Annotated in this window: 12 protein-coding genes; 5 read left to right on the top strand and 7 right to left on the bottom strand. The window is 62.4% G+C overall.

Annotation, left to right across the window (positions count from 1 at the left end):
• Positions 1-186: 186 nt before the first annotated feature.
• The 6 genes from A7K61_RS28760 to A7K61_RS28735 all read right to left on the bottom strand — a co-directional run bounded on the left by A7K61_RS28760 (position 187) and on the right by A7K61_RS28735 (position 6,485).
• Complete coding sequence (locus tag A7K61_RS28760; RefSeq protein ID WP_044268384.1) at positions 187-903, bottom strand: alpha/beta hydrolase; 717 nt, start codon at positions 901-903, stop codon at positions 187-189.
• 10 nt (positions 904-913) lie between these two features.
• Positions 914-1,669: a precorrin-6A synthase (deacetylating) gene (gene cobF / locus A7K61_RS28755; protein ID WP_069558877.1), complete on the bottom strand. Its 756-nt coding sequence runs from the start codon at positions 1,667-1,669 to the stop codon at positions 914-916.
• 45 nt (positions 1,670-1,714) lie between these two features.
• Positions 1,715-2,269, bottom strand: a complete 555-nt coding sequence (locus A7K61_RS28750) for a histidine phosphatase family protein (protein WP_069558876.1) — start codon at positions 2,267-2,269, stop codon at positions 1,715-1,717.
• Positions 2,270-2,420: 151 nt separating this feature from the next.
• On the bottom strand, positions 2,421-3,740 hold the full coding sequence (locus tag A7K61_RS28745) for an MFS transporter (RefSeq protein ID WP_069558875.1): 1,320 nt from the start codon (positions 3,738-3,740) through the stop codon (positions 2,421-2,423).
• A 33-nt stretch (positions 3,741-3,773) separates the two neighbouring features.
• Entirely contained in the window at positions 3,774-5,303 is a 1,530-nt protein-coding gene (locus tag A7K61_RS28740; protein WP_069558874.1) for a class I adenylate-forming enzyme family protein, read from the bottom strand.
• 3 nt (positions 5,304-5,306) lie between these two features.
• Positions 5,307-6,485, bottom strand: coding sequence for an acetyl-CoA acetyltransferase (locus A7K61_RS28735; RefSeq protein WP_069558873.1), 1,179 nt, complete (start codon positions 6,483-6,485; stop codon positions 5,307-5,309).
• A 130-nt stretch (positions 6,486-6,615) separates the two neighbouring features.
• Between A7K61_RS28735 and A7K61_RS28730 the strand changes: the two genes are divergently transcribed.
• The 4 genes from A7K61_RS28730 (at position 6,616) to A7K61_RS28715 (ending at position 10,624) form a co-directional block, all read left to right on the top strand.
• On the top strand, positions 6,616-7,188 hold the full coding sequence (locus A7K61_RS28730) for a LuxR C-terminal-related transcriptional regulator (RefSeq protein WP_003190613.1): 573 nt from the start codon (positions 6,616-6,618) through the stop codon (positions 7,186-7,188).
• A gap of 239 nt (positions 7,189-7,427) precedes the next feature.
• Complete coding sequence (locus tag A7K61_RS28725) at positions 7,428-8,324, top strand: VOC family protein (RefSeq protein WP_069558872.1); 897 nt, start codon at positions 7,428-7,430, stop codon at positions 8,322-8,324.
• The gene (locus A7K61_RS28720) at positions 8,321-9,712 is read left to right on the top strand and encodes an alginate export family protein (RefSeq protein ID WP_069558871.1); all 1,392 of its coding nucleotides are present in this window, start codon (positions 8,321-8,323) and stop codon (positions 9,710-9,712) included. Before A7K61_RS28725 ends, A7K61_RS28720 begins: the two co-directional genes overlap by 4 nt.
• Positions 9,713-9,805: 93 nt before the next feature.
• Positions 9,806-10,624, top strand: coding sequence for an alpha/beta fold hydrolase (locus A7K61_RS28715; protein WP_069558870.1), 819 nt, complete (start codon positions 9,806-9,808; stop codon positions 10,622-10,624).
• A 149-nt stretch (positions 10,625-10,773) separates the two neighbouring features.
• Here A7K61_RS28715 and A7K61_RS28710 read toward each other — a convergent pair whose 3' ends face one another.
• The gene (locus A7K61_RS28710) at positions 10,774-11,160 is read right to left on the bottom strand and encodes a DoxX family protein (RefSeq protein WP_047710623.1); all 387 of its coding nucleotides are present in this window, start codon (positions 11,158-11,160) and stop codon (positions 10,774-10,776) included.
• 183 nt (positions 11,161-11,343) lie between these two features.
• Between A7K61_RS28710 and A7K61_RS28705 the strand changes: the two genes are divergently transcribed.
• Entirely contained in the window at positions 11,344-12,342 is a 999-nt protein-coding gene (locus A7K61_RS28705) for an NAD(P)H-quinone oxidoreductase (protein ID WP_069558869.1), read from the top strand.
• The last annotated feature ends 40 nt before the right edge of the window (positions 12,343-12,382 follow it).

Genomic DNA, 12,382 nt, shown 5'->3' with positions numbered 1-12,382 from the left:
GAGCGGAACCCTAGGTGGCCGTTACCGCAGCAATGGATATGTACACAATCCAACTGTGTCGCCTGTCAGGCCGCCATCGCGAGCAAGCCCGCTCCCACAAGTTTGACAGCGGGGTGTCAGGTAGATAGCCGTAGGCTGGGAGGCCGCCATCGCAGGCAACCCAGCTCCCACATTTTTAAGCGCATTTCACTTCAGGCTTTTCTCTAGCCACGCTTTCAAGTCCTGGATTTCCGCCGCGCTGATGGTGTGATTCATCCCCAGGTATCGATGAAACTCCGGCTTGAGCCCCAACCCCGCCAGCACCTCGTTCGCCCGTTTGGCAGAGTCAAAGGGCAACGCCTGATCCAAAGTGCCATGGCCAATAAAGATCGCCAGCTTGCCCATCGCCGCATCCGGTTTCAGCGCAGACCTGAGCACCGGTAGCACGCTGCCACTGAGCGCAGCGATACCGCGTACCAACTCGGGTTCACGCAAGGCCACCTCGTAAGACATGATCGCGCCCTGGCTGAACCCCACCAGGAACACCCGATCACTTTGGGTGTGGTACTTGGCGGTGGCCTTGAGCACAAAGTCCTTGATCAGCCGGGCGCTGCTGAACAGTTCGTCGGTCTCGCCGTTGTACTCAGGCTCATCGGTCTTGGTGAACCAGCGATAACCCTGCGGCTCCACCGGCAGCGGCGCACGCACCGACAGGTAGGTCCAGGTAGACGGCAACGCGTCCTTGATGCCAAACAAATCTTCCTCGTTACTGCCAAAACCATGCAGGAAGATCACCAGCGGCTGGTTGCGCGCATCGCCCTGGGTCTGTTCCAGGTAGGACAACGGCAAGTCGGTGTGCAAGCCGCTATCGGCATGAGCGGCGCCGGCCACCAGGGCCAAGGCGAAGGCAAGCTGTTTGAGCATCGGGTTTACCTCAGGGTTTGCGCAACAAATAGGTGTCCATGATCCAGCCGTTTTCCAGGCGCGCCGCCTTGCGTACCCGTTCGATCTCTTCTGCCACCTGCGCCACTTTGCCGCTGATCAGGATCTCGTCCGGCGTACCCAGGTAAGCGCCCCAGTAAATATCCAGGTCCTGATCTGCCACACTGCGGTAGGAATCTTCGGCGTCGAGCATCACCACCAGAGTATCGGCATCACTCGCCTGCCCCGCTGCCAACCGGCGCCCGGTGGTGATTTCGATGGACTTGCCGATGCGGTTGAGCGGCACCTTATGCTGCGCCGCCAGGGCCTGCACGCTGGTGATGCCGGGGATCACTTCAAACTCGAAGACACAACGGCCACTGGCAAGAATCGCCTGCAAGATACGAATGGTGCTGTCGTACAGCGCCGGGTCACCCCAGGCCAGAAACGCGCCCACTTCGCCGTCTGCCATTTCTTCGTTGATCATGCGCTCGAAGGTGTGCTGCTTATCGCGGTTGAGGTCTTGCACGGCGGTGGTGTAGTCGATTTCACCGCGCACCCGCTCCGGGCAGTCGGCCTCGACAAAACGGTAGCCGGGTTCGGTGATGTAGGTGTCGCAGATTTCCCGGCGCAGGTCGATCAGCTTGTCCTTGCTCTGGCCCTTGTCCATCAGGAAGAACACGTCGGTACGGTTCAGCGCCTTCACGGCCTGCATCGTGATGTAGTCAGGGTTGCCGGCGCCAATGCCGATGATCAGGATGCGTTTCATGGGGTGCTCTCAGTGCGGGGCGTCGATTTTGCCATGTTCCGGGAATCAGGCGGAAGTTTCCAGGCGCAAGCGCCACACGCCGTTGAAGCGTAGCTCGGTGACGGACAATGGCTCGACGTCGATCCGGTAGAACATCGAGACAGGCAACTGCATCGCGGACAGCATCGCCGCACGGATGACGAACGGGTGGGTCACAGCGATAACATGGCCGGGGTGGGTTTCAAGAGATTTGAGCCATTGGCCGACCCTAATGCACAACTGATCCACCGACTCGCCGCCGTGGGCTGCGCTGGTGCTGTCGGTGGCCCAGGTGTTCAAGGTTTCGCTGTCGAGTTGGCCGATGCGCTGGCCTTTCCATGCACCTACATCAAGGTCGCATAAGGCGGGGTCGACCTGGGCGTTATCGCCGAACAAGCCCGCGCTCTGGCGGGTTCTGGCCTCGGGGCCGCACAGCAGGCGTGCCTGTTGTTTGTAGCGTCCGGCCAGGGACAGGGCCGCGCTCTGCCAGTCTATCGTGACGGATTCGTCATCAGAGAAACGTCCCTGCTTTTGCAGGGGCGTGAGGGCGTGGCAGATCAGGGTCAAGCGGGTGGCCGGCATGGCGATTCTCTTGTAGGAGCGAGCTTGCTCGCGAAGAACGTCAACGATAGCGCGTGTTGCCTGAGTAAACGCGGCGCCTTTGAGTTTTTCGCGAGCAAGCTGGCTCCTACAGGGAGTTAGGGCAAGTTCCGTACCACAGGGTGTTCGTGAGTCAGGCCAACGCAGTATTGGCAGGCACGGCTGTCGAGTGAGCGCTGGCGACAAAATCGTCCTTGCGCAACACCACCAACGCCAGCAACGACACCACCCCGGTCGCCACGTAGAAATACCACGGCGAGGTAATGTCTCCCGTCACCTTGATCAACCAGGTGGAAATCAACGGCGCACTGCCGCCAAACACCGCCACCGGCACGTTATAGGCCACCGCAATCCCGGTGGAACGAATGCGCGTGGGCAGCAGTTCACTCATCAGCGCATAGGTCGACGACGCATACAGCCCGAACAAAATCGCCACCGCCATCAACGGCGCGAAGAAGGTCGCCGGGGTGGCGGTCGGGGCGGATTTGAACAGCCAGAACATCGCCAGGGTCGCCAGTGTGCCGATCACCATCAGGAACGGCTTGCGCCCGTATTTATCGGTAAAGGCTCCGCCAAACGGCATCACGAAGGCCGCCGAGAAGCTGGCGACGAACACGTACAGCAAGGTGGTGCCGCTGTCGAACTTGAGGATCTTGGCCATGTAGGTCGAGGCGAAGGTCAGCACCAGGTAAAAGATCGAGCTGTGCAAGGTGATGATAAAGAACACCAGGGCAATCGCACGCTTCCACTGCCAGACCTCCCGCAGCGGCGCCCGCGACGTTTGCCCGGCACGTTGCAGGGCCAGGAACTCAGGGCTGTCTTCGAGCTTGAGGCGGATGTACATGGAGATAAAGCCCAGGGGCGCGGCGATCAGGAACGGTACGCGCCAGGCCCATTCCTGCATGACCTCGGCGCCCAGCACCCAGGTCATGCCGTTGGCCACAGCGCCACCGAGCAGCAAGCCCAGCACGGCGGTGACCATCAGCCAGCAGGTGGCAAAACCGCGGCGACCGGGGCCGGCGTATTCGGAGATGAAGCTGGTGACGGTGCCGATTTCGCCGCCCGCCGAGAAGCCCTGCACGCAGCGCACCAGGATCAACAGGACGGGGGCGGCGATGCCCAGGCTGGCGTAGGTCGGCAACAGGCCCAGCATCACCGTGGAGCCGGTCATCATCACCAGCGCCATGATCAGGGTTTTGCGCCGGCCGATCTTGTCCGCCAGCGGGCCGAAGAACAGCCCACCCAAGGGGCGGATAAAGAAGCTCAGCGCAAACGCGGCAAAGCTGGCCAACAGGCTGGTGGTGGGGTCATCGGAGACGAAGAACGCCTGGCCGATATAGACCGCGAGAAAGCCATACACGCCGTAGTCGTACCACTCGATCAAGTGGCCGGAGGTGGCGCCCAGAAACGCACGGCGGCGCTTGCGGACGGTGTCTTGTGCGGGATTGCCCATCGTGGGGACTCCTTGTCTGATTATCGATCCATGTTAAAGCGCGGCGATACTCGCGGTTTGCAGCCAATGCCGCAAGTCGGTCTTGAGAATCTTGCCGTAACTGTTCTTGGGCAAGTCGCTGCGCCACACATATTTTTTCGGTTTTTTGAACGAGGCCATGCGCGCCAGGAACCATGCGGTGAGTTCGCCTTCGTCCAGCGGCTGGCCGCTGCGGGTCACCACGAAGGCCACCACCGACTCACCCCATTGCGCGTCCGGCTCGCCCACCACGCACACCTCAAACACTTCGGGATGCTGGGCCAGCACTTCCTCGACTTCACGGGGGTACACGTTGCTGCCGCCACTGATGATCACGTCCTTGGAGCGGTCCGTGAGGGTCAGGTAGCCGGCCGGGTCTAGGTAGCCGATGTCACCAGTCAGCAGCCAACCGTCCACCAGCGTCTGGCGCGTGGCCTGGGGGTTGCGCCAGTAGCCTTGCATCACCGTAGCGCCACGCACCGCGATTTCACCGCGCTGGCCGGTGGGTAGTGGCTGGTGCTCGGCATCGAGGATGCGAATCTCCACACACGCTTGCGCATGGCCCACCGAGGCGGCCAGGGCAGCCCAGTCGGGACGCTGGCGCTCGGCGATCAAGGCGCGGGGCAAGACGCTGATGGTCATCGGGCTCTCGCCCTGGCCGTAGATCTGCACCAGGCGCGGGCCGAAGGTGTCGACCGCTTCGCGCAGGTCAGCCAGGTACATGGGCCCGCCGCCATAGACAATGGTCTTGATGCCAGCGCCGTGATAATCCTGGCGCCGCGCCTGCTCCACCATGCGCTTGACCATGGTCGGCGCGGCAAACAGCGACACATCGCCCATCTGCTCTGCCAGCCCGAACAGCTCGGCAGCATCGAAGCCATGGGAAGCCGGCACCACATGGCGGGCGCCGCAGCGCACATGGATGAAGTTGTACAGGCCGGCGCCGTGGGACATGGGCGCGGCATACAGCGCCGCATCGTCGGCACTCACCGCGTCGACATCCGTGGCGTAGCACAGCGACATGGCGATCAGGTTGCCGTGGGACAGCATCACGCCCTTGGAGCGCCCGGTGGTGCCCGAGGTGTAGAACAGCCAGGCGAGGTCGTGATCCTGACGGGGCACTGGCTGTTCCAGGGTCGGCCAACCATGGCTGGGCGGCAGCGGGTGGCCGTCCAGTTCGGTGCAACGCGCGGGCAAATCCCGCGATGAAAACACTTGGCCGCCGTCGGTAAAGATCAACTGCGCCTCGGCATTATCGGCAATCCACGCCGCTTCGCTGGGGTGCAGCTTGGCGTTGATCGGCACCGCCACCCCGCCCATCCACCAAATGGCGTAGAGCAGTTCCAGGTAGTCGCAGCTGTTTTTCATCAGCAGCGCCACGGCGTCCCCCGGCACCAGGCCATGCTGTTCCACCAACTGCGCGGCGCGTTGGCGAACGTGGGCGGCGAAGGTGGCGTAGTCGGCCACTAGCACGCTGCCGTCGAACAAAGCCGGGCGTTGCGGGGCCCGGCGCTGGGTGTCGTGCAGCCAGTTGGCAATGTTCATGGCTCAGCTCCGGCGTGCCTGCAGGACCGAGGCGTAGTTGGCCACCGCCATGCCGCCCATGTTGAACACCAGGCCGAACTCCGGGTTGGGCACCGCCAGGCCAATCGGCTCGCCGGTCAATTGCCGGAACGCCAGGGCATGCATGGACACCCCCGTGGCGCCGACGGGATGCCCCTTGGCCTTGAGCCCGCCGGAAAGGTTCACCGGCAAGCGCCCGCCGGAGCGCACCACGCCGCTGTCGAGCACGCGATGGCCTTCGCCCTTGGGCGCCAGGCCCATGGCTTCGTAGATCAGCAGCTCGGCGATGGTGAAGCAGTCGTGTACCTCGGCGAAATTTAGGTCAGCCAGGGTCACATTCGCCCCGCGCAGCGCTGCATGGATCGCGCGTTGCGGCCCTTCAAAGGCCAGGATGTCGCGCTGGGCGATCGGCAAGGTGTCGTTGACCTGAGTCATTGCGCGGATTTGCACCTCACGACGAAACGCCCGCGCACGTTTGGGCGAGGCGAGGATGATCGCAGCGGCGCCGTCGCTGATCAGCGAGCAATCGGTCAGGCGCAGGGAGTCGGCCACGAACGGATTGCTTTGGGACACGTTATTGCAGTGCTCGAAATTCATCTCCCGATGCATCTGCGCCAGCGGGTTGGCCATGGCGTTGGAGTGGTTTTTGGTGGCGATGGCCGCCATCGAGCCCAGCGGGCAGTGGTAACGCTCGGCGTATTGGCGCGCAGCGCGGCCGAACAACTGGGGGAAACTCAGGCCGGCTTCGGCCGGGTCGTTCTGGTAACCGGCCCCGGCCAAGGCTTGGGTGACCGCAGCGGTGCTGGTGTGGGTCATCTTCTCGGCGCCCACCACCAGCACCAGCTCAGCACTGCCGGAGAGGATCGCATTGACCCCCGCCTGAATCGCCGCCGAGCCGGACGCACAGGCGTTTTCACAGCGGGTGGCGGGTTTGAAGCGCAGCCCGGGGTCGGCTTGCAATAGCAATGAAGCGGCAAACCCATCGGGCACCAGCCCCGAGTTGAAATGACCGAGGAACAACGCATCGATTTGCGACGCGTCAATCTCGGCGTCGCTCAAGGCTTCCCGGGTCACCTGGACGATCAGGTCTTCCAGCGTCGTGCCTTCCAGGCGACCAAAACGGGAGTGACCAGCGGCAACAATGGAGACGCAATCAGCAGGCATAATCAATTTCTTCTGTTCTTGATTCGGACTTTACTTACAATGACCCACCCCTGATCGTGCGCCAATTCGTGTAACTACTTACACGGGTAAGTAGCGAGCCAGGGCATTGAACAACGAGGCAGGATGCCCCATGACCGCGCTAGCCCAGCAATTTCCCGACCTCGAACGCCTGGCGTTCAAGCTGTCCCCTGCCCCGCAGATCGTCACCAGCGACCGCGTGATACTCGACTGCAACGACGCTTTCCTGAAGCTGTTCGGCTATACGCGCGACGCGCTGGTCAACCAGCTGACCCTGCTGATCTACCCGTCCCAGGCCGACTACCACGCCATCGGCAAGCGCAGCCATGACTGGCTGCTCGACAGCGACAATGGCTTTTATTCCGATGAACGCTTCATGCAGCACCACAACGGCGAAGTGTTCTGGGCCAAGTCCCACGGCTACACCCTCACGCCCAAAGACCCGTTCAAACTGATGATCTGGCACTTCGAACGCCTGGACCGCATGCACCAGGGCACCGGCGACCTCACGCCCCGTGAGCGGGAAATCGCCATGCACATCGTCAACGGCTTCAAATCCAAGGAAATCGCCCTGCGCCTGGCAATCTCCCACCGCACCGTTGAGGTGCATCGGGCGCGGCTGATGAAGAAACTCCAGGCCAAGACGGTGGTGGAATTGGTGTCAAAGATCATTATGGTGGCCTGACCGCAATGCCCAAAGCAGCGAAGATCAAATGTGGGAGCTGGCTTGCCTGCGAAAGCGGTCGTGCAGTCATAGATGCAGTGACTGACACGCCGTCATCGCAGGCAAGCCAGCTCCCACATTTAAATTGAGGTGCGTCAGGTAGCTGAAACGTTCAACCGAGCACGTCCATACAATCCCCCACCACCCTGCCCCCCCTAACCTCACCGCTTTCAAACCCTCAGAAGCGCTGGAGAACGGGCATGGGCAACACAACAACCAAGGTATCGCTGGCATTGACGCTGCTGGCAAGTGCGATGATGAACAGCGCGTTCGCCGCCACCCCAAGCGTGGCCGTGGCACCGCAGTACGACACCAGCCATGTCTATGTGGCACCGGCCGATGTGGACCGTTTTGCCCAGAGTTTCCTCGCCACCTTCGGCGGCAAAAGCACGCCCCAGGTCGTGGTCAACGTGCTGCCGGTGCCGAGCAGCACCACCTCGCAATTGCTCCAGACCCCGGCGGGCACCGTGTCGTTGTTCGGCTTTACCACCCCCGTCCCCCACCCCTTCGGCCAGGAACGCAACGGCTATCTGGTCAAGGACATGGACGTGGCCCTCAAGGCCGCGCGGGAAAATGGCGCCGACGTGATCGTCAGCGATTTCCCCGACCCCATCGGCCGTGACGCCGTGGTGCAATGGCCAGGCGGCGTGAACATGCAGCTGTACTGGCACACCAAGACCCCGGATTACGCCGCCTTCGAGACCGTGCCGGAAAACCGTGTGTATGTGTCCAACGACAGCGCCGAGCGGTTTATCAAGGCGTTCCTGGGTTTCTCCCACGGCAAGGTGTTGAGCGACGACAAGCACGCCCCAGGGGTTGATGTCGGCCAGGCCGGCGGCCACTACCGCCGGGTTGATATCGAATCGCCGTTCGGGCGCATGGCGGTGCTGGTCACCAACGGCCAACTGCCCTACCCGTTCGGCCACGACACCACCGGTTACCAGGTCAACGACCTCGCCGCCACCCTGGGCAAGGCCACTGGCTCTGGCGCCACAGTGCTGGTGCCGGCGTTCGACAGCAAAGGTCGGCGCAGTGCGTTGGTGGAGTTCCCAGGCGGTTATGTCGCAGAAATCCACCAACTCAGCGCGGCAAAATGATGCGTCACGCAGGCTGGAGCCTGGCTGTGTTGTGGCCGTTGCTTGCTGGCAGCGTGCAGGCCGACGACCAGCCGGTTCGCCCGGCGATCAAGGCCAACCGTTGGCAGGAAGACTGGTCGGTGCTCAAGGACCCGGCCTTGCGCACGCAACCGCTGGACAACCTCAAGTACATCCCGTTGTCCGCGGCCAACCCGTTCACCTACCTGTCGTTGGGCGCAACCTTGCGTGAACGCTTCGAGATGAACGACGCCAGCGGGTTCGGCGTGCGCGATGTACCGCGTGACCGCTACCTGATCCAGCGTTTTCAGGTGCACGCCGACTTGCACCTGAACGAAAACTGGCGGCTGTTCACCCAGTTGGAAGACGTGCGGGCCTATGACAAGACTACGATTGGCGGTGCCGACCAGAACCGCGTCGACCTGCGCCTGGCCTTTGCCGAATACGTGAAGACCTTCAACGCCGGCACCTTCAAGGCTCGGGCTGGCCGCCAGGATTTCGCCTTCGACTTGCAGCGTTTCATCTCGTCACGGGACGGCCCGAATGTGCGGCAGTCCTTCGATGCGTTGTGGGCGGACTGGGAAACGCCGCAATGGCGTTTTATCGGGATCGCCAGCCAACCGGTGCAGTACCAGGATGGCCGGCATTTCGACGACAAGTCCAACAGCGATGCGCGCTTCCACATGCTGCGGGTCGAGCGACTGGTGGGCGGCACCAATGAGCTGTCGGCCTATTACGGCGTGTACGAGCGCAGCGCCGCCCATTACCTGGATGCCGACGGCGAAGAGACCCGACAGTTATTGGACGCCCGCCTCGGTGGCGCAGCCCAGGGGTTCGACTGGGATGTCGAAGCCATGCTGCAACGCGGCTCGGTGGGCAGCAAGACGATTCGCGCCTGGGCCGGTGGCAGCCGCACCGGCTACACCTTTGACACGCTGGCCTGGAAGCCGCGTATCGGCCTGCAACTGGATATCGCCTCCGGTGACCGCAAGGCCCATGACGGCCGGGTCGGCACCTTCAACCCGCTGTTCCCCAATGGCTATTACTTTTCCCTGGCGGGTTATACCGGCTACAGCAACCTGATCCACGTCAAGCCGTCGATTACCGTCAAGCCCATCGCCAAGCTCAGCGTGCAAACCGCTGTCGGCCTGCTGTGGCGGCAGACCACCGCAGACGCCGTCTACACCCAGCCCAACCTGGCCGTGGCGGGCACGGCGGGCCAAGGTGAGCGCTGGACCGGCGCCTACGGGCAACTGCGCACCGACTACGCCTTTACGCCCAACCTCAGCGGTGCGGTCGAGGCGGTGCACTACGCGGTTGGCCAGCCCCTGCGTGATGCCGGTGGGCACGACAGCAATTACCTGGGCATGGAGCTCAAGTTCAGTTGGTGAGACAAGCACACCCATACAAGCCTGGGCCCCGGTTTACGGCAATAGTGATACGGTTTTTTCACCGCCCTTTTTCAGCCCTGCAAGGAGTTTCAGATGAGCACATTCGTTGCCAAAGACGGTACCCAGATCTACTTCAAGGACTGGGGCAGCGGTAAGCCCGTGCTGTTCAGCCATGGCTGGCCGCTGGATGCGGACATGTGGGAATACCAGATGGAATACCTGAGCAGCCGTGGCTTTCGCACCATTGCGTTCGACCGTCGTGGCTTTGGCCGCTCGGACCAGCCATGGACCGGTAACGACTACGACACCTTCGCTGACGATATCGCCCAGTTGATCGAACACCTGGACCTGCAGGACGTGACCCTGGTGGGCTTCTCCATGGGTGGCGGTGACGTGGCGCGCTACATCGCCCGCCACGGCAGTGCCCGTGTCGCCGGCCTGGTGTTGCTGGGCGCGGTCACGCCGATCTTCGGCCAGCAAGCCGATTACCCCCAAGGCGTGCCTGGCGAGGTGTTCGATGGCATCAAGGCCGGCCTGTTGAAGGATCGTGCGCAGTTCATCAGCGACTTCAACACGCCGTTCTTCGGTCTCAATAAAGGCCAGCACGTTTCAGAGGGCGTGCTCAGCCAGACCCTGCAGATCGCCATGCTCGCGTCGCTCAAATCCACCGTGGATTGCGTCACCGCGTTCTCGCAAACCGACTTCCGCCCGGACATGGCCAAGATCAACGTGCCGACCCTGGTGATCCATGGCGACGGCGACCAGATCGTGCCGTTCGACAGCACCGGCAAAGTCGCGGCGCAGATGATCGAGGGCGCGCAATTGAAGGTGTACAAGGATGCGCCTCACGGGTTTGCCGTGACCCACGCTCAACAGCTCAACGAAGACCTGTTGGCGTTCCTGAACCGCTGATACCTCGATGCACTTGTAGGAGCGAGCTTGCTCGCGAAGAACGTCAACGATAACGCGTGCTTGCTGAATGAACGCGGCGCCTATGAGTTTTTCGCGAGCAAGCTCGCTCCTACAGAAGGCAAAAGGCCGGGTTCACCCGGCCTTTTTTTTCAGGCAAAGCGCTGGCTCAACACCAGCCGCCCTGGCCCTGCGATCAGCACGCTGGTGAAGATGATCAGCAGCAGCCAACCGAACTGCCCTTCGAACAGCGTCCATTCCGGGTGCACCACCAGCAACGCAATCACCAGCACCGCCAGGATCGGCAGACACGCCAGGCGCACCAGCACGCCCGCGATGATCAGCAACGGGCACAGCACCTCGGCGAAAATCGCCAGCAGCAAGGTGATAGACGCGCCCAGGTGAAAGGGGTCTTCGATCAGCTTCAGTTGTTCGCTGTAGTGCAGCAACTTGGGCAACCCATGCACCCACAGCAGGAACAATGCCCCACTGGCCCGCAGAAACAACAGCCCGATGTCCTGATTTCTTGCTTGGTTCATATGCCACCTGTTTGCGTCGAAAATGACCGACAGTCAGTGTGTCCAACACCGCGTCGCCGCACTTGCAGGCTTGTGCTGAAATCCTGCGTTTGCATTGCCCGAAGAACCCGGCATGATCTTGCTGAACTGCCGACCCCGCGCTACGGTCCCAACCCATACGCTCATCGCTACAGGAACTTTTCCATGACGCTCCCCCAAGAAATGACCCTGATCGAAATCACCACCCCTGGCGGGCCCGAGGTCTTGCAGCCGCGCAGCGCCGACGTACCGGTGGCCGGGCCGGGCGAGATTCTGATTCGCGTGCACGCCGCCGGGGTCAACCGCCCAGACGCCTTGCAGCGCGCGGGTAAATACCCGATGAAGCCCGGCATGAGCCCGATTCCGGGGTTGGAAGTGGCCGGTGAAGTGGTGGCGCTGGGCACTGGCGTGAACGAATACAGCCTGGGCGACAAGGTTTGCGCCCTGACCAATGGCGGCGGCTATGCGCAGTATTGCGCGGTGCCGGCCAGCCAGGCGCTGCCGATCCCCGCAGGCATGGACTGGATTCAGGCCGCTGCCGTGCCGGAAACGTTCTTTACGGTCTGGGCCAACCTGTTCGGTCTCGGCGGTGCCCGCAAAGGCCAGCGCGCCTTGATCCACGGCGGCACCAGCGGCATCGGCACCACCGCGTTGATGCTTTGCCAGGAGTTCGGCATCCAGGCATTCGCCACGGCGGGCAGCGCCGACAAATGCGCGGCGATTGCCAAGCTCGGTGCCGAGCCGATCAACTACCGCGAACAGGCATTTGCCGAGGTCATCGCCAAACAGACCGATGGCAAAGGCGTCAACGTGATCCTCGACATCATGGGCGCCTCGTACCTCAACAATAACCTCAAGGCCCTGGGCATGGACGGCCACCTGGTGATCCTCGGCTTCCTCGGTGGTGGCAAGGCCAACGACGTCGACCTGCTGACCATCCTCGGCAAACGAGCGGTGATCACCGGCTCGCTGCTGCGGGCCCGCACGCGGGAAGAAAAGGCCGAGATTGCCCAGCAACTGCGCGAACATGTGTGGCCGGTACTCAGTGCCGGGCGCTGCCTGCCGATTATCGACCAGGTCTACGCCTACACCGACGCCGCCCAGGCCCATGCGAGGATGGAAGGTGGGGACCATATCGGCAAGATTGTGTTGCGGGTGGAGTGAGGCATTTTTGATGTGCAGAGGGGTTGCAGATCCCTGTGGG

The sequence above is a fragment of the Pseudomonas sp. AP42 genome, from assembly GCF_001728935.1.
GTDB classification, from domain to species: Bacteria; Pseudomonadota; Gammaproteobacteria; order Pseudomonadales; family Pseudomonadaceae; genus Aquipseudomonas; species Aquipseudomonas lactis.
This window is presented reverse-complemented; position numbering and strand designations above follow the sequence as displayed.